Origin of the sequence: Microbacterium sp. DWRC1-3, assembly GCF_049896645.1 — a bacterium.
GTDB lineage: Bacteria > Actinomycetota > Actinomycetes > Actinomycetales > Microbacteriaceae > Microbacterium > Microbacterium maritypicum.
Map to the genome: position 1 here is coordinate 669094 of NZ_JAFCUS010000002.1, position 25792 is coordinate 694885.

Below are 25792 nucleotides of genomic sequence, written 5' to 3' on the forward strand. Positions count from 1 at the left end.
CCTCTCGGATCAGGCGAAGACGTCGATGCCGCCGTGCGGCGAGATGAGGGGGGCGGGGGATGCCGGATCGGTCGGCGATGTCAGGTCGGTGGACGCTCTGTCACCGGACGAGGGATGTGCTGCGTCTCGGCCTCTCGCGTCGCCGGCTCCCGGCTCACCGCTGTTCGTTCCGGGCGTGGCACCGTTCGAGGAGCCGGTCCCGCCTCCGGTGCTGTTGTGGGCGGAGTGCTGCGGGTTCGAGGATGCGGGCCTGTCGTCCGAGGTCGACAGCAGGAGCGAGGCCTGCGGTGCCGCGGCTGCGAGGTCGCGGCGCAGGTCGACGAGGATCGCACGCAGCGCCTCGCGACCGAGGTCGTTCGGGGCGTGCAGCTCGATGTGGATGGCCCCACCCGAGATGTGCGCGCGCACCGTCACAGGACCGAGGTTCTCCGGCGACACCGTCAGGGTGAGGCTGTGGTCTCCGTCCGGAGCCTGCGCGAGCGAGATCACGGGTGCAGTGATCTGCGGGAGCAGTGCCGGCCGTGGGGCGGCGGCAGCGGCCGGGGCTGCGGCGGCGACGGGCGTCGGCGGAGGAGTGCTGCCGACGGCCGCGGGCGGGACGGGCGCGTCACCGGTGGATGCCGAGGCCGCGGGGGCGGGAGCGGACGCAGAGATCGCGGGCGCCGGGGTCGTCGGGGCGTCCGGGGAGAGTGCGGGAGGCACCGCGTCCGTCTCTTGTGCTCCTGCGTGAGCGCTCGGGACGGGGCCGCTCGGCGCTCCTGCGACGACGGGGATCCCGCTGATCGGACCACTGCTGACGCCGATGCGGGAGGCCGTCGAGGCGGTGCGGGGCAGGGCCGGCTCCGCCGTGCCGAGCACGCCCGTCGCCGTGGGCCCGGCGGAGTGCGAAGCAGCAGGGGTCGGGGCATCGAGGGCGGAAGTCGTCGTCGTCGCGAGCGGGAGGCTTCTCGTCGTCTCGGAGACCGCGGGCTGGGCGGGGGCAGTCTCGACGGGGCTGGCCGGTGCGGTCGTTCCCGCGACAGCGGCAGGTGCTCCGATCGAACCGGCGGATGCGGCGGACTCCGCTGCCACGACCGTGACCGCTCCCTCGGGGGCATCCGCCGCATCGGCACTCTGTGGGGCCGGTATCGCCGCGGCGGGCACCTCGCCTGTGGCGTCGCCGATCACGACCGCGCTCACGGGGAGCACGAGAGTCGGCTCGGGCAGGGGAACGATCGCCGGCGGGATGTTCGTGGCCGGGGTGGAGGGAGCAGCGGGGGCGGCATCCGCGGTGTCGCCTTCCGTCGATGCTCCGGCGAACGTCCCCTCCGCGGCGTCGGTGTCGACGCGCGAGGCATCCAGGATCACGTCGGCGAAGGCCGCGGCCCCCGGCGTGATCTGCCGGGAGGGCGAGGGGGAAGCCGCTGCGCGCTGGACACGCGGATCGAGCAGGTCCACGATGCCGAGAGATGTCATGCCTGGCCCTCCGCACGGATGCGCGAACCGATCTCGTCGAGCTCCGCCTGCTCGGCCCGCAGCTCGGCCGTCCGCACCTGCAGAGCGTGCGCCTGGGAGAGGCGGTCGAGTCCGCGCATCGCCCTCCTCGCCTCCGCGTGCTCCGTTCGGGCCAGATCGACCGTCTGCTCCTGCAGCTCCGAGATGGTCGTGAGATCGGCCAGGAGGGTTCTGCCGGCCACTCTGGCTGCGGCGAGTGCGGCGAGGGAGCGCACATCGACGGCCTCGCTCCCGACGCCCGACAGGTGGGCGCGCAGCGACCGGTCGCGGGCCTCGGTGTGCTGGGCGTCGATCACCGCGCGGGAGAGTCGCTGGGCGGCCGCGCGCTCCTGGATCTCGCGCACGCGCAGGAGCCCGGCCAGGGAGAAGGACCGCGTCATGACACTCCTTCGAAGGAGGCGACGAGATCGTCGAGTCGGCGCCACGATTCGCCGATCTCGCTCGTCTCGTCGAGGGGCTGGGTGAGGAAGGCGCTGATCGCCCTCTCGTGGGCGATCGCCGCGTCGATGCGGGAGTCCGCTCCGGGCTGATAGGCGCCGATGTCGATCAGGTCGTTCGCACGACGACGGGCCGCGAGCACGGCTCGGAGCGTGGCGGCGTGCGCTCTGCGCTCGGGGGCGGTGACCTTGCCGGCCACCCTCGACACGGAGCCGAGCACGTCGATCGCCGGATGGTGGCCCGACAGCGCGAGTGCGCGATCGAGCACGACGTGTCCGTCGAGGATCGACCTGACGGTGTCGGCGATCGGCTCGTTGTGGTCGTCGCCGTCGACGAGCACGGTGTAGATGCCGGTGATCGAGCCGCGCGTGTCCGTGCCCGCCCGTTCGAGCAGTCCCGCCAGGAGCGAGAACGTGGAAGGAGGATAGCCGCGGGTGGCAGGAGGCTCCCCGGCCGAGAGCCCGATCTCGCGCTGTGCCATCGCCACGCGGGTCAGCGAGTCCATCATGAGGATGGCGTGGGCCCCGTCGTCGCGGAAGGCCTCGGCGATCCTCGTGGCGGTGTACGCCGCACGGATGCGCGCCATGGCCGGCTGGTCCGATGTCGAGACCACGACGACGGAGCGGGCGAGCCCTTCCGGTCCCAGGTCGTCTTCGATGAACTCGCGCACCTCGCGACCGCGCTCGCCGACGAGGGCGATCACGGTGACCTCCGCCTCGGTGCCGCGCGCGATCATCGACAGCAGGGAGGACTTTCCGACCCCTGACCCGGCGAAGAGTCCGACACGTTGGCCGCGGCCCACGCTGACGAGCGTGTCCAGGGCCCGCACGCCCAGCGGAAGCGGCGAGTCGATCCGGTCGCGGCCCATGATCGAGGGCGGCGCGTGGTCGAGGCTCACCGGGACGGCGCCCGTCAGCGGTCCCTTTCCGTCGATCGGCCGGCCGAGGCCGTCGAGGACCCGTCCGAGCAGAGCAGCACCGGTCGGTACGCGCAGCGCCCCTCCGCGTGACCGCACGGGGGCGCCGACCGTGAGACCTGCGACGGGGGCGAGCGGCATGCAGCGCAGTCCGCCTTCGCCGATCGCCACGACTTCGGCATCCACGCCGTCGAGTGCCACGACGTCGCCGACCGCGCCCTCGAGGCCGCGCACCTGCACGCTCAGTCCGCGCACCTGCGACACCTCGCCGATGCGCTCCGGCCGCACCGCTTCGCGCACCGCCGCCCAGACGCTCATGCGCCGACCACGGCGTGGCGGGCGCGCTCGAGCGCGCCCGCCACGCGGGCATCGATGCGACCGTGGGCCAGGACCGCGACGGCGTCGCCCCGGTCGAGGGCGTCATCGGCGACGAGGGCGATCCCGGCGAGGTCGTCGGCGGATTCGCGGAGTGTGCGCAGGTCGTCCGGGTGCAGTCGCACCTCGCGGATCTCGGCGGGGTCGGCGCCGGAGAGAGCGCGCCGGGCGGCGACCGCGGCGGAGGCTCCGGCGTCGGAGAGTTCGCCGACGACGATCAGCTCGGCGAGCTCGATCGCACAGCGCACCACCTGGTCGTGCGCGGCGGTGGTCAGCTCGCGTTCCCGATCGCCCAGCGAACGTGCGGCCGCGTGCAGCGCCGCCACAGCGTTCTCGAGCTCCCGAGCCGCAGCCGCCTCGCGGGCGGTCCTGGCCTCTTCCGCCGTGCGCTGCGCGACCTCGGCCTCGGCGCGGCCGGCACGGAAGCCCTCGGCGTGTCCGTCGGCATAGCCGCGCATCCGCGCCCTGGCATGCTCCTCGCCGCCCTCGCGTCCGTCGAGACGCGGGAACAGCACCGGCGAGAACGCGTCAGTAGACATACTCGTCCTCGTCGGCGCGTTGCACCGTGATGTCCCCGGCCGCTTCGAGCGCGCGGATCGTGCGGACGATCTCGGCTCTGGCCTCTTCGACCTGCGACACGCGCACGGGGCCGAGCGTGCGGGCCTCCTCGTCGAGGTTCTCCCTGTTGCGCTCGGAGACGTTGCGGCGGATGAGGTCGGCGATCGGCTGGTGCGCGCCCTTCAGTGCCAGCGCGAGCGAGCGGATGTCCATGCCCCGCAGTACGCGCTGGGTGTCGCGGTCGTCGAGCTTGACGATGTCGGCGAAGGTGAACATGCGCGAGCGGATGTCCTCCGCGAGCGCGCTGTCCCTGTCTTCGATGCTCGCCAGCAGCGCCTTCTCGACCGTGGCTCCCGAACGGGCGATGATCTCGACCAGAGGCTCCACCCCGCCCAGCACCTCGGGGGTGTCGCGTGCGGCGAAGGTCCCGGTCCGAGCCTTGAGCGCATCGGCCACGATCGCGATCGCCTCCTGCGACGCAGTCCCCATCGTCGCGATCGCGTGGGCGACGTCGGTGCGCGTGGGGTCGGGAAGGGCGGCCAGGACCGCTGCGGCGCGGTCGGTCGGCAGGTGGGCGAGCACGAGGGCGACCGTCTGCGGGAGCTCGCCGTCCAGCAGCGTCGCCAGCTGCGCAGGGTCGGCGGAGCCGAGGAACTCGAAGGAGGAGTTCATCGAGGACGAACCGACCCTGCCCAGCACGGCAGCCGCACGCTCGGCGCCGAACGTCGCCTCCAGCAGTCCCGCGGCGATGTCGCGGCCGCCACGGGCCGGTGGCAGGTGTCCGGAGGCGATCCGGTGGAACTGCCCGAGAGCCTGCGCGGTGGTCGCCGCATCCAGGTTCTGCAGGTCGATGATCTCGGCGGCGACGGCCTCCGCCTCGGACTCGGAGAGGTGCTTCATCACCTCGATGGCCTGTGCGCGATCGAGGTTCATGAGCACGACGGCCGCCGTCTGCCGATCGGTCAGTCCGGTCATACCTGCTGCCTGTCGTCGATGAGGGTGCGCAGCAGGTCGGCGGTGCGCTTCGGGTCCTGCCGGGTGAGGGAGTCGATCTCCGCGCGGCGGCGCTCGAGACTCACCTGCGCGGGCTCGGGCGCCGGCTCCGGTTCGGGGTCGGGTGCCGTCTCGAGGAACGCCAGCGGCGTGGTCGGCGACTGATCGATCGCCGCGGTCGCCCCGGCGTCGAGGGCGGAGAGCGCGGGCGGGCGGGCGCCGAAGAGCTGCTCGAACTCGCTGTCGGCGCTGCTGCGTCGGCGGGCACGCATGATCAGGGCGGCGAGGGCGGCGAGCAGCGGGATGGCGATCGCGGCGGCGATGATGAGGGTGTTCAGCAGCACGGCCTGGCGTTCGGCGCCCTCGGCGTCCTTCGCCGCCTGGAGGGCGGCCTGCGCCGCTTCGGAGCTGGTCTGGTTGAACGACACGAGCTCGACGGCGATCGAGTCGCCGCGGTCGGTGTCGATCCCGGCCGCGGTCTCGACGAGGTCGCTCAGCTGCGCCGTGCTCAGATCGCCGCCCGCCCCCGCATCGACCGCGACCGAGACCGACTGACGAAGCAGGGATCCGGCCGGCGTGGAGGTGCTCTGCGTGCTCTTGTTGACCGCGTTGGTCTTCGACGTCTCCGTGGATTCGGAGGTGCCGTCGCCGTCGGCCGACGGAACCGCGATGTTGTCGGGGCCGAGCACTCCGGCATTCGAACTGGAGCCGTTCTGCGTGTCGGTCCTGGTCTGCTCGGTGAGCGGGGGAGCGCCCTCGGCCGGGGTGTAGGTCTCTTCGACGCGCTCGTTGACGGAGTGGTCGATCTCGGCGACGACGGTCACCTTGGCGTTGCCCGGTCCGACGACGGTGTCGAGCATCTGCTGCACGTTCGCCGTCACGCGCGCCTCGTAGTCGCTCGCCTGCTGGTCGATGCCGCCGGTGGTCCCGACTCCCGCGGCCGAGAGGGTCTGACCGCTCTGGTCCACGACGGCGACGTTCTCCGGCTTCATGCCGCTCACCGCTGCGGAGGTCAGGTGCACGATCGCCTCGACCTGCTTCGGCGAGAGCGTCGAGCTGCCGGAGGTCTCCACGAACACGGAGGCGGTGGGGTCGACGGTCTCCGAGACGAAGACGCTCTCCTCGGGGATCGCGAGCTGGACCGATGCCGCCGTCACGCCCTTGATCGATGAGATCGTCGCGGCGAGTTCCCCCTCGATCGCGCGCTTGAAGGTCACGGACTGCTGGAACTCGCTCGTGGTGACGCCCATCTTGTCCAGCAGCGAGTAGCCGCCGGAGCTGCTGCCGGGGAGCCCTGCCGACGCGGCGGCGAGTCGCTGGTCGTAGACGTCCTTCTCGGGGACGAGCACCGTCGCACCGCCGTCGGCCAGCTCGTAGGGCACCGACGAGGACCGCAGCTGCTCGACCACGGCGTTCGCATCCGAGGCGCTCATCCCGGAGAACAGCGGCGTGTACGTCGGGCGGCTGAGCCAGCTGGAGAGGGCGACGATCCCGAGCGCGAGCACGGCGACGCCGATGATGGCGATCGTGCGCTGCGCGAGCGAGAAGCCCGCGATCACGCGCCCGATCCGCTGGAACACGTTGGTGACGGCCTGGGGCATCAGGCTTGCATCCGCATGATCTCGTTGAACGCGTCGACGCCCTTGTTGCGCACGGCGGCGACCAGTTCGAGGGTGACGGCCGCGCGGGAGGACGCGATCATCGCGGAGTGGATGTCATCGAGGTCGCCGGTGACTGCGGCGACCTTGAGCGTGTCCGACTCGGACTGCAGCGACCGCAGCTCGTCGATGGCACCGGTGACGCTGCTCGCGAAGGCGGTGTCGTCGGTGGCCTTCGCCGATGCGGGGGCGGGCGCTGAGAGCGTGAACCCGGAGGAGATGGCTTCGATGCCGGCGAGTGAGGCCATCAGCTGCGTCCGATCTGCAGGGCGGATTCGTAGGAGTTGCGTGCGCGGTCCACGATGGCCGCGCTGGCCTGGTAGCCGCGCTGGGCGAGGATGAGCTGGCTCATCTGGTCACCCAGATCGATGTCGGGGTAGCGCACGTAGCCGTCCGCGTCCGCGAGGGGGTGGTCGGGCTGGTGCACGAGGCGTCCCTGCGCGCTGCCCTGCGCGGTGCCGGCCACGTAGACGCCGGGCGACTGATCGCTCGTCTGGGCGAGGATGTACCGGGCACGGAACGCCGCACCGTCGCTCGGAGCGGCGGTGTTGATGTTGGCGATGTTGTCGCTGATGGCGTCGAGCCACTTGCGGTGCACCGTCAGTCCGGTGCCGGCGATGCCGATCGCATCGAAGGTCATGAGGTCCTCATCGCGGTGCGCATCGATGTGAACGAGCCGTTCACGGCCTGCGTTGCGAACTGGTAGCGCAGCATCGTGTCGATGCTGGAAAGCGTCTCGGTGTCGAGGTTGACGTTGTTGCCGTTCAGGCGCGTGGGCTCGAGCGAGGTGCCGACCGTCGCGCCGACCCGACCGTCGCCCGCATCGATCGAGCGTGCGAGCGCCTCTTCGAACTGCACACGCTTGGCGTGGTAGTTCGGCGTGTTGATGTTGGCGATGTTGTCGGAGATCGCGCGCTGGCGCTGCGCGAGGCCGTCGAGCGCGCTCGTCAGCGCGTTGATGGTCACAGAATCGAACACGAACCGGCTCCCCGTGTGTGGCTGGTGTGGCCGATCCATGGCCGAGTCTTGCGAGCCATCCGTGCTCTCCCTGCTCTATCGGCAGGATCTTCCGCGATGTTAGAGAGCGGTCTCACCCGTCGACGTCGAGATAAGCGGGCTCCTCCGGGCGGCGGGTGCTCGGGATCCGGCTCACGGCGCCCAGGTGCTGACGCAGGCCGTCGAGGTCGGCCCGTGTGCGCTCCATCGCGGCACGCTGGAGCTCGACGACGTGCCTGGCGCGGTCGGCGAGAGCTGGGGGCAGCGGTGTGGTCGGCGGGGTCCACGGGGCGATGTCGGTGTCGGCAGCGGTGCCGGGGGCGGCGGCGAGGATCCGTCCGGCGTCCTGTTCGAGCCGGTCGAGCATCGCGGTCCACTCGTCGAGGCTCACGATCGCGCCTCGGCGACCGTGCGGGCGGCGTCGTGCCACGCCTCCCGCAGCGGGGCGATGATCTCATGACAGGCGCGCGTGCGCTCGGGGTCGCGACCGATGTTCGCTCCGATGAGGGTCTGCGAGAGGAACACGTACAGCGAGCGCAGGCCGGCGCTGCCGCTCCACTCGTCGGTGAGCGATGACGACAGTTCCGAGACGATCGCCTGTGCGTGCTGGAGCTGGGCGTTGGCCTCCTCCCAGTCCTCGGAGCGCTGTGCACTCTCCCCGCGCTCGATGTCGAGCAGGAGACGGTCGTAGAGCATCGTCACCAGGCGCTCGGGCGGTGCGGACAGCACGGCGTCGTCGCGGTAGCGCTGTTGGGCACGCAGGGCGGCGTTCATGCTCACTTCCCCGAGTTCGAGCTCGAGCCCGGCAGGGCGGCGATCTGCGACGACAGGTACGAGGACTGCGACTGCAGCTGCGACAGCATGACCTCGAGGCGTGCGTAGGTGCGCTCGAGGGTCGACTTGCGCTGCGCGAGACGCACGTCCCACCGCTCCATCTGCTCGCCGAGACCCTTGACCTCGCTCTCCTGCCCGGTGATGCGTGTGGTGAGCAGGCCGTCGTACTTGTCGGAGTAGACCTTCGAGGTGTCCTGCACACGCGAGGCGATGTCGGAGAACAACCCGGCGACGGCGTCCGGATCCTTCGCGAGCGCCTCGGCGAACTTCTCCTCATCGAAGCTCAGCACGCCGTACATGTCGGTCGAGATGCCGATCGTCGAGGGGGAGACACCGTTCACCGGGTGCTGGACCGCGTCGGCGAGGGCCGTTCGGAGCCCACGGACCGCGCTGTCGCCGGTGAAGACGCCCAGCGTGGTCTTGTCTCCCTGCTTGGCGGCGACGGTGGCCTTCGAGCCGTTGTCGATGCGGGTCAGGATGTCCTTGACCGCGGCGATGAAGTCGGCGGAGGCCTTGGTGCGCGCAGCGGTGTCGACCGCGACGCCGATGGTGACGGGGGCGGTCGAGACTGCGGAGACGGTCACGTCGACACCGTCGAACAGGTCGGTGAAGGTGTTGCTCGACGAGGTCAGCACCTGCTCGGCGCTGGTGCCGGCCCACAGTCGCACCTGGGCGTCGGCGCCGACATCGATAACGGCTGCTCCCACTTCGGTGGAGATGTCGGAGGCGGTGCCCGCCGCGACGGCGGCGATGTCTGCGCTGTAGGCGCGGAACTGTCCGGCTTCTCCGGAATCGGCGGCGCGCAGTTGCAGGCGGTGCTGCATGTTCCCGGCAGCATCGCGCCCGGCGGGAACGGCGGTGGCGACGATCCCGAAGCCGGCTTCGTTCACCGCACGTGCGACGTCCTGCATCGAGGAGGAGTCGGCCGTCACCTGCCGGCGCTCGCCCTTCGCGTTCTCCAGGGTGATCACGGGAGGGTCTGCGGGCCAGCCGGTGGAGACGGCGGAGACGATGGTGTGGTTCTTGGCGACCTTGTCGACGACGATGTCGGCGGAGAGCGCCGCGGCGCCGGTGCGGGTGGCGACGGTGACGGTGGGGGACGACGACGTGGTCGTGAAGCGGGCCAGCCCGTCGCGCGTCGCGGCCTTCTCTGCAGCCGTGGCGAGGTTCTGCACCGCGGTGTTCAGCGTCCGGAGCTGGGTGACGACGCCGTTCTTGTCGTCCATCTTCGCCTTGAGCAGCGAACGGGGGATGGCCGCGACATCCATCAGCGCCTTGATGACCTCGGTGGTCTTCAGGCCGGAGACGAGTCCGTCGAGCGAGAGGGACATGATCGCCTTTCCGTGTCGGGGGCGGACAGGGTCCGGGCGCCGGTGGGCGCCCGGACCCTATGGCGTGGTTCAGCGCAGGAGCTGGAGCACGCCCTGGTTGGCCTGGTTGGCCTGGGCCAGCATCGCGGTACCTGCCTGGGACAGGATGTTCTTCGACGTGAACTTGACCATCTCGGACGCCATGTCGGTGTCGCGGATCCGGCTCTCGGCGGCGGCGAGGTTCTCCGCCGACACGTTGAGGCTGTTGATGGTCGACTCGAAGCGGTTCTGCAGCGCACCGTAGCCGGCACGTGCGGTCGAGACCGCCTGGATCTGCGTGTCGATACCGGCCAGCGCGGTGCCGTACGTCGCTGCGTCCGTCATGGTCGCCGCGAGCGTCTTGATGTCGGCACCGAGGGTGGCGAAGTCGGTCAGGGCGACCGAGATCTGGTCCTCGGCGGCGACGGAGCCCGCACCGACCTGGAACGTCAGCGTGTCGCCGCCCGAGAGCAGCTTGATGCCGTTGAAGTTCGTGCTGCCGGCGATCCGGGTGAGCTCATCACCGAGGGTGTTGATCTCCTTCTGGATCGCGTCGCGCGACTTCGCGTTGTTCGAGTCGTTCGCACCCTGAGCGGTCAGGTCGCGAACGCGCTGCAGGATCGAGTGGACCTCGGTCAGGGCGCCTTCCGCGGTCTGGATGACCGAGATGCCGTCCTGGGCGTTGCGTGCCGCGACGTTCAGGCCGTTGACCTGCGAGCGCAGGCCCTCGGAGATCGCGAGGCCCGCCGCGTCGTCGGCCGCGCGGTTGATGCGGAAGCCGCTGGAGAGCTTCTCGAGCGACTTCGACACGTCGTTCTGCGTGTTGGACAGGTTGCGGTAGGCGTTGAGTGCCGACACGTTCGTGCTGATCTGCATACCCATAAGGGTTCTCCTCCGTGAATGGTGTTGTGCGGGAGACCATCCGTGGTCTCCCGGTCACACCTATCGGCGGAGGGTGCGCTCGCGTTAGCCGTTCGCGCGGGGAATCGGTTCAGACGGCGGCCGATTCGCGGAAGGCGCCGGCGATCCGGGAACCGGCGCCGTCGGCGATCCGGGTGAAGTACGCCTCGCGGGCGGCGACGGAGACCCGGGTCGTGGCAGCCGGTGTCGAGCCCTCGGCGAAGTATCGATCCAGGGCGTCGCGCAGGAGTCGGATCGCCTCCGAACGCTGCTGCGACACCGCGGAGTGCGTCACCCCCAGCTCCTCGGCGATCTCCTTGACGGGGCGTTCGTCGAAGTAGACGGCCAGCACGATGCGGCGCATGCGTTCGGGAAGGGCGGCGACGGCCTGTTCGAGCACATCGCGCCGTTCGCCGACCAGTGCCGATTCCTCGGGGAGGGGGATCTCCGCGGCGACATCATGTGCCGAAGGCTCATCGAGCGTCGTCAGGGTCCTGGCGGCATCGCCGAGCGCTTCGATCACGACGTCCTTCGGCACACCCATCGCCGTGGCGACCTCGGCGGCCGTCGCCGTCCTGCCGAAGCCTGCGGTCAGGGCGTCGCGCACGGCGACGGTCTCCTTGATGCGCTTGCGGATGCCGCGCGACGCCCAGTCCATCGAGCGCATCTCGTCGGCGAACGCCCCGAGGATGCGGCGACGGGCGTAGGCGCCGAAGGGCACGCCGAGTTCGGGGTCGAAGGCTTCGGCGGCGGTCACGAGCGCGAGGGCTCCGACGGCGGCGAGTTCGTCGCGGGGGATGTGGGTGGCTCGGGAGTGGGTCTCGGCGGCGAGGTATCCGACCAGAGGGAGGTTGCTCTCGATGAGCAGATTGCGCTCAGCGCGCGACGACATGGGGGATGATCCACCTCTCTGGATGCACTCCGGAAGTTCCAAGGAGAAGGACAGATGCATATATCACACTTATTGTGATCTGTACATGGGGAGAACTGCCCATCGCCGTTCCACATAGTAACGTTAGGCGAGCGCTGGCCGATAGTGACCTTTGGCCGCGTTGCCAGGCGTGGCGATCACTGGGGAAAAGGGGATCATGGGAGCCAACGAACTATCGATACAGCTGTGGCGCGAGCGTGAACTGCTCGAGATGCTGCTGTTCAAGCTCGACGAGCAGCAGCTGCTTCTCGCCGCCGGCCGATCCCAATGGATCCAGTTTGCCGCGCGGGAGATCGATCAGGTCCTCGACAGGCTGCGCGGCGCGGGACTCGCCCGCACCGTCGAGGTCGCAACCGTCGCGGAGGAGTGGGGGGCTCCCGAGGCCTCGACCATTCGCGAACTGATCGAGCACGCGCCCGAAGGGGCATGGCAGGAGGTCTTCGCCGACCATCTGCGTGCGCTCACCAAGCTCGCCGCCGAGGTCGAGCAGATGCGCGACGCCAACGCGGAGCAGCTCAGCGGAGTGCTCCGCGCCACGCAGGAGACGATCGCCGCACTCGGGCACGACACCGGCGAGTACACGACCAAGGGTGACCGCGCCCGCGACGACGCCGCGCGCATCATCGACACCGAGATGTGACCGAGAGGGGATCATGTCGACCTTCAGTGGACTGAACACGGCGGCCAGCGCCCTGGCCGCCGCGCGGCGCGGGATGGACGTGGTCGGGCAGAACATCGCCAACCAGAAGACCGAGGGGTACACGCGGCAGCGCGTGACGACCTCGGCGGTCGCCGCGATCGCCCAGACCGGACGGTTCAGCGTCGGCGCCCTGCCCGGGCACGGCGTCTCGATCGACGGCGTCGCGCGACTCGGCGACGCGCTGCTCGATGCCAGGGTGCGCGACGCCCTCGGCGCCTCGGGCTACTGGTCCACCAGGGCGGTCGCGGCGACCACCGTCGAGGCATCGCTGGCCGAGCCCACCGCGAACGGGCTCGCAGCCCGGCTGTCGAAGTTCTGGTCCGGCTGGCAGGATCTCGCGAACACCCCGGATTCGGGGGCCGCGGCATCGAGCATCCTGGAATCGGCGAAGGAGCTCGCCTCCCACATCGCCGGCGGATACCGCAACGTCGCCACGCAGTGGACCAACGCGCGTGACTCCGCCGACCGCACGGTCTCGCAGGTGAATGCGACAGCCGACCAGATCGCGGTGCTCAACGACGAGATCCGCGACGCCCTCGCCTCCGGCCGCTCGGCGAACGAGCTGATGGACCAGCGCAGCGTCCTCGCGCAGAACGTCGCCAGGATGTCGGGCGCGGCGGCGACGATCGAGAGCGACGGCACCATGACCGTCCGCCTCGGCGGCAACGCACTGGTCTCCGGTTCCGATTCCCGTCATCTCGTGCTCACGGGGCCGGCGTCCATCGACTCGGGTCAGCGCTTCAGCCTCTCCTGGGCATCCGCGCCCGATCTTCCCGTCTCGATCGACGGCGGTGAGCTCGGCGCTTCGCTCTCGGTTCTCGCACCGGCAGCCGACGGCGGCATGCTCGCGGGACTCGCGGCGACCTACGACAAGGTGGCGACGGCGCTCGCCGAGGCGATGAACACCCAGCACCGCGCGGGTGTGACCTCCACGGGCCTGGTCGGTGGGGACTTCTTCACCGTCCCGGTCACCGGGTCCGCAGCGCTCGGTCTCCAGGTCGCCGTCGCCACGGCGGCCGAGCTCGCACTCGCCGCACCGGGGGCGGGACCGCTGGATGCGACGAATGCCGACCTGATCTCCCAGATCGGCCGGCGTGCAGGCTCTCCCGATGCGCTCTGGTCCGATCAGGTCACCCGGTTCGGGGTCGCGACCGCGGCCGACGTGCAGCGCGCGAAGCTCTCCGATTCCGCAGCGGTCGCCGCCGTCGGTGCACAGCAGTCGGTCGCCGCCGTCGACGGCGACGAGGAGACGATCAGCCTGCTCACCTACCAGACCGCCTACCAGGCTGCAGCCCGAGTGATGACCGCGGTGGATGAGGCGCTCGACGTGCTCATCAACCGCACGGGTCTCGTCGGACGCTGAGCGAAGGAGCCTCATGATCTCTCGAGTGACCTCGTCCGCGATGACGCAGACGGCCATGCGCCAACTGCAGTCCAACCTCTCCGAGCTGGCGCGTCTGCAGGAGCAGGCGACATCCCAGCGTGCGTTCGCCGCTCCGTCGGACGACCCCGCAGCAGCCGCTGCGGCCCTCGCGCTGCATGCCGAGCAGCGCCGCACCGAGCAGTACGCCCGCAACATCGACGACGGTCTGGCCTGGGTCACCGCGGCTGACACCGCGATCACCGCGAGCACGGCCTTGCTGGGGCGGATTCGCGACCTGACCGCCCAGGGCGCGAACGACGGCGCTCTCGACGCCACCGCCAAGGAGGCCCTGGCGGTCGAGCTCGAAGGCATCGGCAAGGAGCTCCTCGCCCAGGCGAACACCCGGCTGCTCGGCCGCTCCGTGTTCGCCGGCACTTCCGACACAGCGGCCTTCGCCGCGGACTACAGCCACAGCGGCGTGCCGGGAGCCGAGGTCACCCGCCGTGTCTCCGATGCGGCATCCGTCCGTGTCGACACCGACGGTGCCGCGGCCTTCGGCACCGGAGACGACTCGGTCTTCGCGCTCGTGGACAAGATCGTCGCCGACCTCCGCTCCGGCACCAACGTCGGCCCCCGTCTGGGAGAGATCGACAATCGCCGCACGGCCATGCTCGGCGTGCAGGGCTCGGTGGGAACCAGACAGTCGCAGATCGAACGCGCCAAGGAGGCGGCAGTGCACAATTCCGTGTCCCTCGAGTCCCGCAGGACGGCGGTGGAGGACGTCGATTCGATCGAGGTGCTCGTGCGCCTGCAGGCGCAGGAGCTCGTGTACCGCTCCGCGCTCGCGGTGAATGCGCGCGTGCTTCAGCCCTCACTCATGGACTTCCTCCGATGACCGCCGCACTGACCTTCCTCGCCCCGCCGCCCGGACTCGCACCCCACGTCGATTTCGCCTTGACCCCCGTCGACGGTGCCGACGGGCTGTTCTCGCTGCGGGCCGTGGACGACGCCGAGCTGCGTCTGTATCTGGTGGATCCTCGAACGGTGCTGAGCGCGTACGCGCCGACCCTCACCGACGAGCAGGCAGACGGACTGGCGCTCGCATCGCCGGATGACGCGCTGATCCTCGTCGTCGCCCATCCGTCCGCCGAGGGCGTGAGCGTGAACCTCCTCGCCCCCGTGATCGTGAACCAGACGACGGGAGCCGCCTCGCAGGTGATCCTCGAGGATCAGGACTACCCGCTGCGCGCTCCGCTCGGCTGAGCCCGGGGCCTCCGGCGCCTGCGGGGAGCTCCCTCGCGGGACGGCGGCTAATCTGGAGTCGTGATCCTTGCCGTCGACACTTCCCTGGGCACGGCTGTCGCCCTCATCGATGCCGACGGGGAGCGACGCGCCGAAGCCGGTGCCGTCGACCCTCTCGGCCACGCCGAGGTCATCGGCGACCTCCTCGTCGATGTGCTCCGCGAGGCGGGTGACGCGAAGATCACCCACGTCGTCGCCGGCATGGGGCCCGGCCCCTTCACCGGGTTGCGTATCGGCATCGCCGCGGCGCGTGCCTTCGCCCTCGGACGCGGCCTGCCCGTCGTCCCCGTCCCCAGCCACTTCGCCGCGGCTCTGACGGTGCTGGAGAACGAGACCGCTCCCTTCGCGATCGTCACCGACGCCCGTCGGCGCGAAGTCGCCATCACCGTGTTCGACGGTCTCGACGATGACGGCATCCCGGTCGTCGTCGCCGACACCGTGCTCGTGCGGGCCGCCGACGCCGACGCGCACCTCGACGGCATCCGGCGCATCGACGTGACGACGCTCTCCGCATCGGATCTCGCGCGGGTCGGGGTCCGCGCGCTCGCCGCCGGTCGCATGCTCGCCGGCGAGGAGCCCCTCTACATGCGTCACCCCGATGTGACGCTTCCCGGTGCGCCGAAGAAGGTGGGGACATGACCCTTCGCGACGCGACGGTCGACGACCTCGACGCGATCATCGCGATCGAGAGCCGGTCCTTCCCGACAGACGCCTGGAGCGCGGAGACCATGGCCGCCGAGCTCGCGAGCCCGCATGGCCGCTACCTCGTCGACGAGCACGACGGCGCGGTGATCGGATACGGCGGAGTGCGGGCCCTCCACGGCAGCGCCGACGCCGACATCCAGACCATCGCCCTGCTCGCCGAGCACCGCGGCCAGGGGCGGGGCAGGATCCTGCTGCGTGCGCTGCTCGCGGCGGCCGCAGCACGCGGTGCACGCGAGGTGTTCCTCGAGGTGCGAGCCGACAACCCTTCGGCCGAGGGACTCTACCTCGCCGAGGGATTCGAGGAGATCGCCCGCCGTCCCCACTACTATCAGCCCGACGACGTCGACGCGATCGTGATGCGTCTGGATCTGCGCCGTCGCACGGTGCCCGTCACCGCCACCGAGGAGGCGAAGGCATGAGCGAACCGTTGGTTCTCGGCATCGAGACGAGTTGCGACGAGACGGGCATCGGCATCGTGCGCGGACGCACCCTGCTGTCGAACACCATCGCGTCGAGCATGGACGAGCACGCCAGGTACGGCGGGGTCGTGCCGGAGGTCGCAGCCAGGGCGCACCTGGAGGCACTGCAGCCCGCGATCGATGCCGCCCTCGCCGAGGCGGGAGTGGGCCTGGATGATCTCGATGCCGTCGCCGTGACGAGCGGCCCAGGACTCGCCGGTGCACTGATGGTCGGCGTCGGTGCGGCGAAGGGCCTCGCCGTCTCGATCGACAAGCCTCTCTACGCCGTGAACCACCTCGTCGGCCACATCGCCGCCGACATCCTCACCGCCGACTCCGCTCCGCTCGAGTACCCCACGATCGCCCTGCTCGTATCCGGCGGTCACACCTCGCTGCTGCATGTGCGCGACCTCACCACCGACGTCGAGCTGCTGGGGGAGACGATGGACGACGCCGCGGGAGAGGCCTTCGACAAGGTCGCCCGCCTCCTGTCCTTGCCGTACCCGGGTGGTCCGGAGATCGACCGTACAGCCGCCGACGGCGACCCGGAGGCGATCCGGTTCCCCCGTGGCCTGTCCCGTGCCTCCGACCTGGCGAAGCACCGCTACGACTTCTCGTTCTCGGGGCTGAAGACGGCCGTGGCCCGCTGGGTCGAGCGCTGCGAAGCCGAGGGGGTCGAGGTTCCCCTCGCCGACGTCGCCGCGAGCTTCCGCGAGGCGGTCGTCGACGTTCTGGTCACGAAGGCGCTCGCCGCCTGCGCCGACCTCGGTGTGCCGCGGCTGCTGCTCGGCGGGGGAGTGATCGCGAACCGGCGTCTGCGCGAGGTCGCTCTGGAGCGCGCCGAGGCCGCAGGCGTCACGGTGCGCATCCCGCCGTTGTCGCTGTGCACCGACAACGGCGCGATGATCGCCGCCCTCGCGTCCGAGCTGATCTCCTCCGGCCGGCGCCCCTCCACTCTCGCATTCGGCGCGGACTCGACGCTGCCCGTGACCGAGATCCAGATCGCGGAGGCGGTGTCGGTATGAGTGACGTCCCCGGTACTCCCGAGGCGCGGTCCTCGGCGACGCCGGCGGCGCGTATCGAAGGCCCCAGCGACGAGGTCGAGCACCCCGCAGGGTCCGCCCGTCTTCCCGGTTCCCGCCGAGACGGATACACCAGGCTGCCGACGGGTCCGGTCGGCATCGAGCCGGTCGTCGCGACCGGTCCCGACATCGATGCTCCCGACGACACGGAGTGGGAGCCGTCGACGGGATCCATGCCGGTCGACGACACCCGATTGGCGCCGTGGGCGCTGCTGGCGGCGATCGTCGCGCTCGGGGCGTCGTTCTTCGTCGGCTGGGGCATCCCGGTCGCCGTGGTCGCGGTCGTCGCGGCGATCATGTCTCTGCGTCGCCCTGTCGAGAGTCGCGCGATCGCGCGCTGGGCGCTCGTGCTCGGACTCTGCGCGACGGTCTACAGCCTGGGCTGGCTGGTCTGGGCCGGCATGCAGTTCGAGAGGCTCGGCTGAGCCGATGCTGGACGCAGACGAGCTCGAGGAGCTGCGGTCCCTGCAGGCGCGGGCCTACGGACGCGAGGCGTCGCTCACCGATGCCGACGCCGTGCGACTGCGCGCGCTGGAGGAGCGCCGTGTCGCGCCGGGTGTCGAACCCGTGGGGCTCGACTTCGCCCCGACCGCCGATACCGTGTCGCCTCCCGACCGCGGGGAGTCGTCGGACGACGCTGGTTCCGCGAGCGCTGAGGCAGGGGATCAGGGCGTCGAGGCCGCGGCACCCGACGCGGCGGAGGGGCATCCGTCGCCTGTCGCAGAGGGCTCACCGGGGACCGGGGAGTCCGCGCGATCCCTATGGCGCGCGCATTGGCGGCCCGCCGTGCTCGCCGTCGCGGCTTTGCTCGTCGTCGGGGTCGGCGTGGGCTGGCTGCTGTTCGGCCGGTCGGCTGCGACCCCGGTCGCCCTGAGCGCGCAGCAGCAGGAATGGCAGAGCGCGCTGATCGCCGGAGGGCGCTACGACCCGGGATCGGTGCGCGCCCTCGCCGTCGAGCAGGGGGCGGTCATCTCAGCGGCGACCAAGGACGACGGCGCGATCACCTGTCTGCTCGTGGCGACCTCCGCGTCGGCACTGCCCACCTGCGAGCGCACGGAGACCGTCGAGGGCTCGGGGCTCTTCGGGGCGGTCACAGTGGAGTCGAAGGACGACATCAGGCGCGAGCTCAACGTGCAGATGATGTTCACCGCGTCCGGCGAACCCGCCGTATCCACCCACACGGCGGAGTATGGACCCGGCACCACCAACGGTGTGACATATGCGAACGCAGGTGAGGCGGAGAAGGCGAAGCGGATCGCGGCGCAGGGGTTCGAGATCAACTCGCTCTGGGTCATCGGCTACGACGGTGAGGTGCCGGTGTGGACGGGTATGGCGCTCGAGTCGTTTCAGACCTGTCTGATCTACGACGGCTCGGATGACCTGTTCCCTCGGGTCTGCGCCGATGCGCTCACTCTGCAGGAACAGAGCGCCACGCTGGTGCTGAACGTGGTCGATGAGGAGAGCGGTGAGGTCGTCCGCCTGGAGGTTCCGACCTGGAGCGACGGGAGCTCCTCGCTCATGATCACACGTGAGGGGGGTGCCGACGGTGCAGGCGGAGACGGACGCTGACGAGCTGCGGGCGCTCCAGCGCCGGGCCTATGGTCGTGACGGCATCCTCACGGATGCCGAGACCAGGCGGCTGCGGGAGCTGGAGGACGCGAGACGATCTCCGGTGACGCCCCCCGCCGTCGAGACCCGTGTGGAGTCGTCGCCCGAGCAGCCGTCGCCCGCTCCTGCCGATGTCCCCGACGACGCTGGCGGGCATGCCGTCGTCGACGCTCCGGAGCCCGGGACCGTCACCGAGGATCGGCGCTCGCTCAGCACCGTTCGTCGTGTCCTGCGGAGGTACCGAGTGGGCGTGTCGGCGCTCGCGGTGATGACGGTGGCACTCGGCGTCGGCATCGGTGGGGCGCTGTTCGCGCCACGCGCCGACGGCATCGCCCTGTCCGCCGCGCAGCAGGAGCGCCGTGATGCGCTCGCCGCCGCCGACTTCGACAGCGGATCACTCCTTGCGGTCGCGCAGGACGAGGATGCGTTGGCCTGGTACGCGACCAAGGACGATGGCGGCGTCGTGTGCCTGATCCTCGACATCGGCGACCGTTCGCAGTCGAACTGCCTTCCCACCGGCGACATCGGACGTGGCCTGAGCGTGTCCTTCCCCGTTCCGATCGACGATCCCGAAGACGATACCCGGGGTCTGGGGGGTGTGAGCGCAACGATGCTCGTGTCGACAGCGGGGGAGCCGATGGTCGCTCTCCAGCGGTGGTCGATGTCGTCGACGTCGTCCTCGCAGTTCGCGGGTGCCGAGCGCGCACGGGCCGAGGAACTGGCCGACGAGGGTTTCGCCTTCTCCCTCACGATCGTCGGCTCGTTCCGGACGCAACCCGTATGGGTCGGCGACCGCGTCTCGGAGCGGGGCGAGGTCGAGAAGTGCCTCATCATCGACGCCGGTGACCTGACGACGTGCGAGTCTCCCAGCGACGCGTGGGAGTCAGGGATCGACGCGCAGATCGACGGCGTCGGTGGCGCGGAGGTCGGCTCGACGGTGCTCGAGGCGCGGTTCACGAGGTGGCAGACGCCGTATCTGGTCATCGGTGAGGCCCCCGCCTCCCCAGGAGCGCCGCAGGACACCGTGCGGGTCGAAGCGCCTCCGGGCGACCCCATCGTGGTCGAGCCGCCGGGCCGCGACTCCGACGGCTGAGCGGATCAGCCCGCCGCGGGTACCCGGTCGGCGAGGATCGCGCGGCGCTGATCGCCGATACGGGCGAGGATCAGCGTCGCCTCCTGGTCGCCGCGCAGCGTCAGCTTCTTGCGGAAGGCCGCGGGATCGACGTCGACGCCGCGCTTCTTGATCTCCAGGCGTCCGATGCCGTGCGCCTTGAGGGCGGCGCTGATCGCCTTCGGGTTCGCCGGCAGGGTCTCCCGCACGCGGAAGGACTGCACGAAAGGGCTCGTCAGCGCGGCATCCGAGGTCAGGTAGGCGATGTGCTCGTCGAGCATCCCCGCGTCGAGGCTTCGGGCGACCTCGCCGATCAGACGGGCACGGATCACGGCGCCATCGGGTTCGTGCAGGAAGGCGCCGAGCTCGCGCACCGGCTCGTCGGCGGCGTCCGCCGGGGCGGTGAGCTCGTGCGAGCGCTCGTCGCGGATCACGAGCGCCGCGCGGCGCACCCCTTCTCGGGCGAGGGCGCCGCTCCAGACGACGAGCTCGACGACGCTGCCGTCGGCGCTCACCCACTGTGCTTCGGCGTCGGCGGGCAGCGCGTCGCGGTCGTGCGCGGGTCCGAGCTTGATGCCGGTCGGATGGCTCGCGGCCACATCGAACGCCCAGTCCAGCGAGGGGGAGTAGTCGTCGGCGGAGACTCGTCGGGTCTCGCTGTGCCCGGAGGTGCGTCGAGCCGGGTCCATCCAGATCGCGCTTCCCGCTTCCACCGTTGAGAGGGCGTCTTCGGCCGTGAGGTGGCCCACCGCGGCGCTGTCGCCGAAGGGCGCCAGGTTGTAGGCGGCGATGGCCGAGGTGACCTCATCGGCGTCGACGGCGTGCACGTCGAGTCCCGCTCCGGCGAAGGCGAGCGCGTCGCCGCCGATGCCGCAGCCGAGGTCGGCGACGCGGGTGAATCCGGCGTGCCGGATCCGCTGCGCGTGACGGGCTGCGACCCCGAGCCTCGTCGCCTGCTCGAGCCCGGCGCGGGTGAACAGCATGCGTGCGGCGAAGGGCCCGAACTTCGCCGCAGCCTTGGATCGCAGGTGCGCCTGTCCGACGACGGCGGAGACGAGCTCGGGGGAGTGGCCGGCCGCGCGCAGCCGCGAGACGGTGCGGGCCACGTCGGCGGTCGATTCGATGGGCCCGACCGCGTCGAGCAGCTCGAGACCGGCGGGGGTCAGCAGGGCGCGCAGCTCGGACATCTCCACGTGCTCAGCCTAATTGCCCGTGCGGGGGGACTGCCCGCCGCGCACGCTGGCACTCGCATTGCGTGAGTGCCAGCCGAGCGCCTAGACTGGATTAGCACTCTCGGGTTGAGAGTGCGAACAAGTCTTTCGTGTCAGCGTCAAGAAAGAAGAGGTAGACCGTGTCGGTTTCCATCAAGCCGCTCGAGGACCGCATCGTCATCAAGCAGGTCGAGGCCGAGCAGACCACCGCGAGTGGCCTGGTCATCCCCGACACCGCCAAGGAGAAGCCCCAGGAGGGCGAGGTCGTGGCGGTCGGCCCCGGCCGCATCGACGACAACGGCAACCGTGTTCCGCTCGACGTCGCCGTCGGCGACCGTGTGCTCTACAGCAAGTACGGCGGCACCGAGGTGAAGTTCGGCGCAGACGAGTTCCTCGTCCTGTCGGCTCGCGACGTCCTGGCGGTCGTCGTCCGCTGATCTGCGGAATCTGATTCCCGCCCCTCGTGAGGGGCAGGGTCAAGGTCCTGGAAGGGGCCCGGATGCGCTTCGCATCCGGGCCCCTTCTGCGTCCGCCACCGGGCATCGGTTTCCTGCCGAACTCTGCGGCAGCGGCCGGGCGGCCGAGGGCGCGCCGCCGCCGCGGGCGTAGGGTTGTGCGGTGCCCCCAGAGACGACTCGTGCCACGCAGACCGCCGGAGTGGCCTATGCCGGTGCCGCGTACCTCCTCTGGGGAGTGCTTCCGCTCTACTTCCTGCTCCTCGTTCCGACGGGGCCGTGGGAGGTCGTGGCCTGGCGCGTGCTGCTGTCGTTCGTGTTCTGCCTCCTGCTGCTCACGTTCACGCGCGGCTGGGCGGCATTCGGCGTCATCCTCCGACAGCCGAAGCTGCTGGCCTGGACGGCCCTGGCCGGTCTTCTGATCTACGTCAACTGGCAGGTGTTCCTGATCGGAACCCTCAGCGAGAACGTCGTCGAGACGAGCCTGGGCTACTTCATCAATCCGATCACGACCGTGCTGCTGGGCGTCTTCGTGCTGAAGGAGCGCATCCGCAGGTTGCAGTGGGCCGCCATCGCGATCGCGGCGATCGCGGTCGTCGTGATCGTCGTCGCCTACGGCGATTTCCCCTGGATCGCCCTGTCGCTGACGGCGTCCTTCGGGGTCTACGGGCTCATCAAGAAGAAGATCGGTCCCGCCGTCGATGCGGTCAGCGGTCTGACGCTGGAGTCCTTCTGGCTCATCCCGATCGCCGTGGTGCAGCTGATCGTCGTCGCCCAGACGACGGGGATCACGATGGGGGCGAACGGGTGGCCGCACGCGCTGCTGCTGGCGTTCGCCGGCGTCGCCACAGCGGTGCCCCTGCTGCTCTTCGCCGCAGGAACCCGACGCATCCACCTCACCGTGATCGGAATGATCCAGTTCATCACCCCCGTGATGCAGTTCCTCATCGGCGTCGTCGTCCTGCACGAGCCGATGCCTCCGGAGCGCTGGGCGGGCTTCATCATCGTGTGGATCGCGATCGGGGTGTTCGTCGTCGACCTGCTGCTCGCCGCACGTCGGGGGCGCAGGATTCCGCGTGTCGAAGCGGCCTGATCCCGAGGCTCATCCGTCGGGGAACCCGGTGTCGGATCGTTAACGCACCGAGATACTTGCAACCCCTGCGCGCAGGACTCACGGCCTAGTGTTAGAGCACCCGATTGTGGCCAGAATCCACGTTCAGTCACAATCCACGTTCAGTTACGCAAGGGAGCATCATGAACGCATTGAAGGGCTCGCGCACAGCGAAGGTCTTCGCCGGGATCGCACTGATCAGTGCATCCGCCATCGTCATCGCCGGCTGCAGCAGCACTCCGAGCTCGGAGAGCGGTGGCAGCGACAAGCCCGCAGCCGATCTGACGCTCAAGCTCGGATCGCTGCTTCCGCAGACGGGGTCGCTGGCATTCCTGGGCCCGCCCATGGAATCCGGCGTCGGACTCGCGGTCCAGGAGGTCAACGAGGCCGCTGCCGGTGTCACGATCGACCTGACGGCCGAGGACGAGGGCGACACTGACACCAAGGCCTACGAGACCTCGATCACCAAGCTGCAGGGCGCCGGCGTCGCCGCCATCGTCGGAGCCGCCGCATCGGGCGTCTCCAAGCTCATCCTCGACGGGAACGTGAGCGCGGGGATCCTTCAGATCTCGGCGTCGAACACGTCTCCCGACTTCACCACGTGGGATGACAGCGGCCTGTACTTCCGCACCGCACCCAGTGACCTGCTGCAGGGCGAGGTGCTGGGCAACCTGATCGCCGAGGACGGCGCCAAGAGCCTCGGCATCATCTACCAGAACGACGCCTACGGCACCGGCCTGAACGACGCCATCACGACGACGTTCGAGGGCACCGGCGGCGAGGTCGTCGAGTCGGTCTCGTTCAACGTCGGCGACGCGCAGTTCGACGCTCAGGTCGAGTCGATCAAGGCCCAGAACCCCGACGCGGTCGCGATCGTGTCGTTCGACCAGTTCAAGACCATCGCGCCGCTGCTGGTGAACGCCGGCATCTCGGCCGACAAGTTCTACATGGTCGACGGCAACCTGTCCGACTACGGCTCGGAGATCCCGGTCTCGCTCGAGGGCGCGCAGGGAACCAAGGCCGGTCCTGCTCTCGCGGATGACTTCACCACCCGTCTCCAGGACTACTGGACCGGCGAAGGCAACCCCGAGGTCAAGGACTTCACCTACGCGGCAGAGGCGTACGACGCCGTCATCCTCGTGGCTCTGGCCTCGCTCGCGGCCGGCTCCACCGAGGGCGCGGACATCGCGGCCAAGATGCAGGAGGTCTCGGGCGGTTCGGGCGACGGCAAGAAGTGCACCAGCTTCGCCGAGTGCGCCAAGATCATCAACGACGGCGGCGTGGCCGACTACGACGGCTACTCCGGCGACATCACGTTCGATGAGGCCGGCGACCCCCAGGGTGCCTCGATCGGCATCTACAAGTACGGTGCCGACAACATGATCACCCGCACCAACTGATCACACGATCACATGACGAAGGCCCCGGATCCGATCCGGGGCCTTTGTCGTGGGGTCGAGTCTGTGGCTCAGGCCGCGTCGGTGCCGAGCGTTCCGAGGTAGAGACCGATCACCTTCGGGTCGTTGAGCAGGTCACGGCCGGTGCCCTCGTGGGCGTCCTTGCCCTGATCGAGCACGTACCCGCGGTCGCAGATCTGGAGGCAGCGTCGGGCGTTCTGCTCGACCATGATCGTCGTGACGCCGGCCTTGTTGATGTCGGACACCCGGATGAACGCGTCGTCCTGCCGCACGGGGGAGAGCCCGGCCGACGGCTCGTCGAGCAGCAGCACCGACGGATCCATCATGAGCGCGCGCGACATGGCGACCATCTGCCGCTCGCCGCCGGAGAGGGATCCAGCGCGCTGCTTGAGGCGCTTGCCCAGCTCGGCGAAGATGCCGGTGACGAACTCGAGCCGTTCCGTGTAGATCTTGGGGTTCTGGTAGAGCCCCATCTGCAGGTTCTCCTCGATCGACAGCGACGGGAAGACGTTGTTCGTCTGCGGCACGAAAGCGACCCCGCGTCGGACCAGCTTGTCGGCCTTCAGGCCGACGATGCTCTCGCCCTTGACCGTGATGTCGCCGCTGCGCACGTTCACCAGCCCGAAGATCGCCTTCAGCAGGGTCGACTTGCCGGCGCCGTTCGGGCCGATGATCCCGATCAGCTCGCCCTGGCGAGCGACGAGGTTCGCGCCGTTGAGGATGTTCACCCCGGGGAGATAACCGGCGTGGACGTCGGTCAACTCGACCACGACGTCGTCCTGAGGCGCGCTCTGCGGTGCGTTCGTCGGCGATTCCGCGCTCATGCGGTGCCCTTCCCCTCTGTGCCGGAGGCGGGATCGCTCGCTTCGAGCTCGGCCTCCGCCTCTGCTTCGATCTTCTCGCGGAGTCGGATCGCGGCGGCGTCCTCGAGCACCGGGATGCGTCCGGTGACCGCGCCCAGGTCGAGATCCTGGTGCGCACCGAGGTACGCATCCACGACCGCGGGGTTCTCCATGACCTCGTCGGGAGGTCCCTCCGCGACGACGCGGCCCTCGGCCATGACGATCACCCAGTCCGCGATGTGGCGGACCATGTGCATGTCGTGCTCGACGAAGAGCACCGTCATCCCCTGCTCCTTCAGATCGAGGATGTGGTCGAGGAGCGACTGCGTGAGAGCGGGGTTGACGCCGGCCATGGGCTCGTCGAGCATCACCAGCGTCGGGTCGCTCATCAGCGCCCTGGCCATCTCGAGGAGCTTGCGCTGGCCACCAGAGAGCGACGCCGCGAAGTCCTTCTCCTTGGCATCGAGCTTGAAGCGCGTGAGCAACTCGCGTGCCTTGCCTTCGATCTCGGTGTCCTGCGCTCGCCAGAGGAAGGGGAACAGACTCGACCAGAAGCCCTCCCCGCGCTGATGCGGAGCTCCGAGCTTCATGTTCTCGAGGACCGTGAGGAGCGAGAGCGATTTGGTCAGCTGGAACGTGCGGACCTGTCCCATCCTTGCCACCTTGAACGACGGGACTCCCGAGAGGCTCGTTCCGTCGAAGGACCAGGTGCCGCTGTTGGGCTTGTCGAATCCGCAGAGCAGGTTGAACAGCGTGGTCTTGCCTGCTCCGTTCGGGCCGATCAGTGCGGTGATCGCTCCTCGCGGCACTTCGAGGTGGTCGACGTCGACGGCGGTCAGGCCACCGAAGCGACGCTGGACCGCATCGACGACGAGGATCGGATCGACCTTGGCGACCCCCGGCTTCACCTCGCCCTTGGTCAGACCGGTCGTCTTCGGGCGTCGGATGCTCCCTGTGGCGGGCGCGGCGTTCGCCGTGCCCTCG

At 69.9% G+C, this 25792-nt stretch carries 30 protein-coding genes; 13 read left to right on the plus strand and 17 right to left on the minus strand.

All coding sequences use genetic code 11. The features are described 5' to 3' along the window. Positions 1-9: 9 nt before the first annotated feature. From ACP699_RS15920 to ACP699_RS15985, 14 genes are all read right to left on the minus strand, one after another. On the minus strand, positions 10-1455 hold the full coding sequence (locus ACP699_RS15920; RefSeq protein WP_426172239.1) for a flagellar hook-length control protein FliK: 1446 nt from the start codon (positions 1453-1455) through the stop codon (positions 10-12). Next, positions 1452-1874: a flagellar FliJ family protein gene (locus ACP699_RS15925; protein WP_055877333.1), complete on the minus strand. Its 423-nt coding sequence runs from the start codon at positions 1872-1874 to the stop codon at positions 1452-1454. Before ACP699_RS15925 ends, ACP699_RS15920 begins: the two co-directional genes overlap by 4 nt. After that, positions 1871-3166, minus strand: coding sequence for a FliI/YscN family ATPase (locus ACP699_RS15930; protein WP_302791192.1), 1296 nt, complete (start codon positions 3164-3166; stop codon positions 1871-1873). Before ACP699_RS15930 ends, ACP699_RS15925 begins: the two co-directional genes overlap by 4 nt. Then, positions 3163-3762 carry a FliH/SctL family protein gene (locus ACP699_RS15935; RefSeq protein WP_082531516.1) on the minus strand — a complete coding sequence of 200 codons (600 nt, stop codon included), beginning with the start codon at positions 3760-3762 and terminating at the stop codon, positions 3163-3165. Before ACP699_RS15935 ends, ACP699_RS15930 begins: the two co-directional genes overlap by 4 nt. Beyond that, the gene (fliG, locus tag ACP699_RS15940; protein WP_017828247.1) at positions 3752-4756 is read right to left on the minus strand and encodes a flagellar motor switch protein FliG; all 1005 of its coding nucleotides are present in this window, start codon (positions 4754-4756) and stop codon (positions 3752-3754) included. The genes ACP699_RS15935 and fliG overlap by 11 nt, the downstream gene beginning before the upstream one ends. Next, complete coding sequence (fliF, locus tag ACP699_RS15945) at positions 4753-6375, minus strand: flagellar basal-body MS-ring/collar protein FliF (RefSeq protein ID WP_055877340.1); 1623 nt, start codon at positions 6373-6375, stop codon at positions 4753-4755. Before fliF ends, fliG begins: the two co-directional genes overlap by 4 nt. Then, complete coding sequence (fliE, locus tag ACP699_RS15950; RefSeq protein ID WP_151487061.1) at positions 6375-6680, minus strand: flagellar hook-basal body complex protein FliE; 306 nt, start codon at positions 6678-6680, stop codon at positions 6375-6377. The genes fliF and fliE overlap by 1 nt, the downstream gene beginning before the upstream one ends. Then, positions 6680-7072: a flagellar basal body rod protein FlgC gene (locus ACP699_RS15955; RefSeq protein WP_017828250.1), complete on the minus strand. Its 393-nt coding sequence runs from the start codon at positions 7070-7072 to the stop codon at positions 6680-6682. The genes fliE and ACP699_RS15955 overlap by 1 nt, the downstream gene beginning before the upstream one ends. Then, positions 7069-7410, minus strand: a complete 342-nt coding sequence (locus tag ACP699_RS15960) for a flagellar basal body rod protein FlgB (RefSeq protein ID WP_021198932.1) — start codon at positions 7408-7410, stop codon at positions 7069-7071. The genes ACP699_RS15955 and ACP699_RS15960 overlap by 4 nt, the downstream gene beginning before the upstream one ends. Positions 7411-7522: 112 nt before the next feature. Beyond that, positions 7523-7819: a hypothetical protein gene (locus ACP699_RS15965; RefSeq protein WP_426172245.1), complete on the minus strand. Its 297-nt coding sequence runs from the start codon at positions 7817-7819 to the stop codon at positions 7523-7525. Beyond that, positions 7816-8202, minus strand: coding sequence for a flagellar export chaperone FliS (gene fliS, locus ACP699_RS15970; protein WP_426172247.1), 387 nt, complete (start codon positions 8200-8202; stop codon positions 7816-7818). The genes ACP699_RS15965 and fliS overlap by 4 nt, the downstream gene beginning before the upstream one ends. 2 nt (positions 8203-8204) lie before the next feature. Then, the gene (gene fliD / locus ACP699_RS15975; RefSeq protein WP_426172249.1) at positions 8205-9593 is read right to left on the minus strand and encodes a flagellar filament capping protein FliD; all 1389 of its coding nucleotides are present in this window, start codon (positions 9591-9593) and stop codon (positions 8205-8207) included. Between the two features lie 69 nt (positions 9594-9662). After that, on the minus strand, positions 9663-10493 hold the full coding sequence (locus tag ACP699_RS15980; RefSeq protein ID WP_017828255.1) for a flagellin: 831 nt from the start codon (positions 10491-10493) through the stop codon (positions 9663-9665). Positions 10494-10602: 109 nt separating this feature from the next. After that, positions 10603-11403: a sigma-70 family RNA polymerase sigma factor gene (locus ACP699_RS15985; protein WP_426172251.1), complete on the minus strand. Its 801-nt coding sequence runs from the start codon at positions 11401-11403 to the stop codon at positions 10603-10605. Between the two features lie 196 nt (positions 11404-11599). Here ACP699_RS15985 and flgN point away from each other — a divergent pair, with 196 nt between their 5' ends. Genes flgN through ACP699_RS16035 form a run of 10 tightly spaced genes read left to right on the plus strand, consistent with a single transcriptional unit; the run spans position 11600 to position 19753 of the window. After that, positions 11600-12082: a flagellar export chaperone FlgN gene (gene flgN, locus ACP699_RS15990; protein ID WP_055870359.1), complete on the plus strand. Its 483-nt coding sequence runs from the start codon at positions 11600-11602 to the stop codon at positions 12080-12082. Positions 12083-12095: 13 nt separating this feature from the next. Beyond that, positions 12096-13505 (plus strand): flagellar hook-associated protein FlgK, encoded by a 1410-nt coding sequence (gene flgK, locus ACP699_RS15995; RefSeq protein WP_302791210.1) that lies wholly within the window; start codon positions 12096-12098, stop codon positions 13503-13505. A 13-nt stretch (positions 13506-13518) separates the two neighbouring features. After that, complete coding sequence (locus ACP699_RS16000; RefSeq protein ID WP_426172254.1) at positions 13519-14400, plus strand: flagellar hook-associated protein 3; 882 nt, start codon at positions 13519-13521, stop codon at positions 14398-14400. Then, positions 14397-14768, plus strand: coding sequence for a flagellar assembly protein FliW (locus ACP699_RS16005; RefSeq protein WP_055870369.1), 372 nt, complete (start codon positions 14397-14399; stop codon positions 14766-14768). The genes ACP699_RS16000 and ACP699_RS16005 overlap by 4 nt, the downstream gene beginning before the upstream one ends. Positions 14769-14828: 60 nt before the next feature. Further along, complete coding sequence (gene tsaB, locus ACP699_RS16010) at positions 14829-15446, plus strand: tRNA (adenosine(37)-N6)-threonylcarbamoyltransferase complex dimerization subunit type 1 TsaB (RefSeq protein WP_426172256.1); 618 nt, start codon at positions 14829-14831, stop codon at positions 15444-15446. After that, a complete protein-coding gene (gene rimI, locus ACP699_RS16015; RefSeq protein WP_426172258.1) occupies positions 15443-15931 on the plus strand; it encodes a ribosomal protein S18-alanine N-acetyltransferase in 489 nt (162 codons plus the stop codon). Before tsaB ends, rimI begins: the two co-directional genes overlap by 4 nt. After that, positions 15928-16995, plus strand: coding sequence for a tRNA (adenosine(37)-N6)-threonylcarbamoyltransferase complex transferase subunit TsaD (tsaD, locus tag ACP699_RS16020; RefSeq protein WP_426172260.1), 1068 nt, complete (start codon positions 15928-15930; stop codon positions 16993-16995). Before rimI ends, tsaD begins: the two co-directional genes overlap by 4 nt. After that, positions 16992-17477: a hypothetical protein gene (locus tag ACP699_RS16025; RefSeq protein WP_055870379.1), complete on the plus strand. Its 486-nt coding sequence runs from the start codon at positions 16992-16994 to the stop codon at positions 17475-17477. The genes tsaD and ACP699_RS16025 overlap by 4 nt, the downstream gene beginning before the upstream one ends. A gap of 4 nt (positions 17478-17481) precedes the next feature. Further along, complete coding sequence (locus ACP699_RS16030) at positions 17482-18621, plus strand: hypothetical protein (RefSeq protein ID WP_426172263.1); 1140 nt, start codon at positions 17482-17484, stop codon at positions 18619-18621. Further along, on the plus strand, positions 18581-19753 hold the full coding sequence (locus ACP699_RS16035; RefSeq protein ID WP_302791216.1) for a hypothetical protein: 1173 nt from the start codon (positions 18581-18583) through the stop codon (positions 19751-19753). The genes ACP699_RS16030 and ACP699_RS16035 overlap by 41 nt, the downstream gene beginning before the upstream one ends. Before the next feature lie 5 nt (positions 19754-19758). On the opposite strand, the gene ACP699_RS16040 is transcribed toward ACP699_RS16035, so the two are convergent. Next, the gene (locus ACP699_RS16040; RefSeq protein ID WP_055877372.1) at positions 19759-20964 is read right to left on the minus strand and encodes a class I SAM-dependent methyltransferase; all 1206 of its coding nucleotides are present in this window, start codon (positions 20962-20964) and stop codon (positions 19759-19761) included. A gap of 158 nt (positions 20965-21122) precedes the next feature. Between ACP699_RS16040 and groES the strand changes: the two genes are divergently transcribed. The 3 genes from groES (at position 21123) to ACP699_RS16055 (ending at position 23948) form a co-directional block, all read left to right on the plus strand. Then, positions 21123-21419 carry a co-chaperone GroES gene (gene groES / locus ACP699_RS16045; RefSeq protein ID WP_017203655.1) on the plus strand — a complete coding sequence of 99 codons (297 nt, stop codon included), beginning with the start codon at positions 21123-21125 and terminating at the stop codon, positions 21417-21419. 181 nt (positions 21420-21600) lie between these two features. Further along, entirely contained in the window at positions 21601-22530 is a 930-nt protein-coding gene (gene rarD, locus ACP699_RS16050) for an EamA family transporter RarD (RefSeq protein ID WP_055870391.1), read from the plus strand. A 161-nt stretch (positions 22531-22691) separates the two neighbouring features. After that, positions 22692-23948, plus strand: a complete 1257-nt coding sequence (locus ACP699_RS16055) for an ABC transporter substrate-binding protein (RefSeq protein WP_426172267.1) — start codon at positions 22692-22694, stop codon at positions 23946-23948. A gap of 68 nt (positions 23949-24016) precedes the next feature. On the opposite strand, the gene ACP699_RS16060 is transcribed toward ACP699_RS16055, so the two are convergent. Together ACP699_RS16060 and ACP699_RS16065 are read right to left on the minus strand one after the other, a co-directional pair. Beyond that, positions 24017-24790, minus strand: a complete 774-nt coding sequence (locus tag ACP699_RS16060; RefSeq protein ID WP_055870395.1) for an ABC transporter ATP-binding protein — start codon at positions 24788-24790, stop codon at positions 24017-24019. Further along, complete coding sequence (locus ACP699_RS16065; protein WP_055871190.1) at positions 24787-25755, minus strand: ABC transporter ATP-binding protein; 969 nt, start codon at positions 25753-25755, stop codon at positions 24787-24789. The genes ACP699_RS16060 and ACP699_RS16065 overlap by 4 nt, the downstream gene beginning before the upstream one ends. Positions 25756-25792: the final 37 nt, after the last annotated feature.

Bases quoted from the DNA above. Each gene is read 5' to 3' on its own strand.
- tsaD (WP_426172260.1), top strand. From the start codon at position 15,928: ATGAGCGAACCGTTGGTTCTCGGCATCGAGACGAGTTGCGACGAGACG.
- ACP699_RS15925 (WP_055877333.1), bottom strand. From the start codon at position 1,874: ATGACGCGGTCCTTCTCCCTGGCCGGGCTCCTGCGCGTGCGCGAGATC.
- fliE (WP_151487061.1), bottom strand. From the start codon at position 6,680: ATGGCCTCACTCGCCGGCATCGAAGCCATCTCCTCCGGGTTCACGCTC.
- ACP699_RS15985 (WP_426172251.1), bottom strand. From the start codon at position 11,403: ATGTCGTCGCGCGCTGAGCGCAATCTGCTCATCGAGAGCAACCTCCCT.
- fliS (WP_426172247.1), bottom strand. From the start codon at position 8,202: ATGAACGCCGCCCTGCGTGCCCAACAGCGCTACCGCGACGACGCCGTG.
- fliG (WP_017828247.1), bottom strand. From the start codon at position 4,756: ATGACCGGACTGACCGATCGGCAGACGGCGGCCGTCGTGCTCATGAAC.
- fliD (WP_426172249.1), bottom strand. From the start codon at position 9,593: ATGTCCCTCTCGCTCGACGGACTCGTCTCCGGCCTGAAGACCACCGAG.
- ACP699_RS15955 (WP_017828250.1), bottom strand. From the start codon at position 7,072: ATGACCTTCGATGCGATCGGCATCGCCGGCACCGGACTGACGGTGCAC.
- ACP699_RS15935 (WP_082531516.1), bottom strand. From the start codon at position 3,762: ATGTCTACTGACGCGTTCTCGCCGGTGCTGTTCCCGCGTCTCGACGGA.
- ACP699_RS16030 (WP_426172263.1), top strand. From the start codon at position 17,482: ATGCTGGACGCAGACGAGCTCGAGGAGCTGCGGTCCCTGCAGGCGCGG.
- flgK (WP_302791210.1), top strand. From the start codon at position 12,096: ATGTCGACCTTCAGTGGACTGAACACGGCGGCCAGCGCCCTGGCCGCC.
- fliF (WP_055877340.1), bottom strand. From the start codon at position 6,375: ATGCCCCAGGCCGTCACCAACGTGTTCCAGCGGATCGGGCGCGTGATC.
- ACP699_RS16005 (WP_055870369.1), top strand. From the start codon at position 14,397: ATGACCGCCGCACTGACCTTCCTCGCCCCGCCGCCCGGACTCGCACCC.
- ACP699_RS15980 (WP_017828255.1), bottom strand. From the start codon at position 10,493: ATGGGTATGCAGATCAGCACGAACGTGTCGGCACTCAACGCCTACCGC.
- ACP699_RS15930 (WP_302791192.1), bottom strand. From the start codon at position 3,166: ATGAGCGTCTGGGCGGCGGTGCGCGAAGCGGTGCGGCCGGAGCGCATC.
- ACP699_RS16055 (WP_426172267.1), top strand. From the start codon at position 22,692: ATGAACGCATTGAAGGGCTCGCGCACAGCGAAGGTCTTCGCCGGGATC.
- ACP699_RS16025 (WP_055870379.1), top strand. From the start codon at position 16,992: ATGAGTGACGTCCCCGGTACTCCCGAGGCGCGGTCCTCGGCGACGCCG.
- flgN (WP_055870359.1), top strand. From the start codon at position 11,600: ATGGGAGCCAACGAACTATCGATACAGCTGTGGCGCGAGCGTGAACTG.
- ACP699_RS15920 (WP_426172239.1), bottom strand. From the start codon at position 1,455: ATGACATCTCTCGGCATCGTGGACCTGCTCGATCCGCGTGTCCAGCGC.
- ACP699_RS16060 (WP_055870395.1), bottom strand. From the start codon at position 24,790: ATGAGCGCGGAATCGCCGACGAACGCACCGCAGAGCGCGCCTCAGGAC.
- rimI (WP_426172258.1), top strand. From the start codon at position 15,443: ATGACCCTTCGCGACGCGACGGTCGACGACCTCGACGCGATCATCGCG.
- ACP699_RS16000 (WP_426172254.1), top strand. From the start codon at position 13,519: ATGATCTCTCGAGTGACCTCGTCCGCGATGACGCAGACGGCCATGCGC.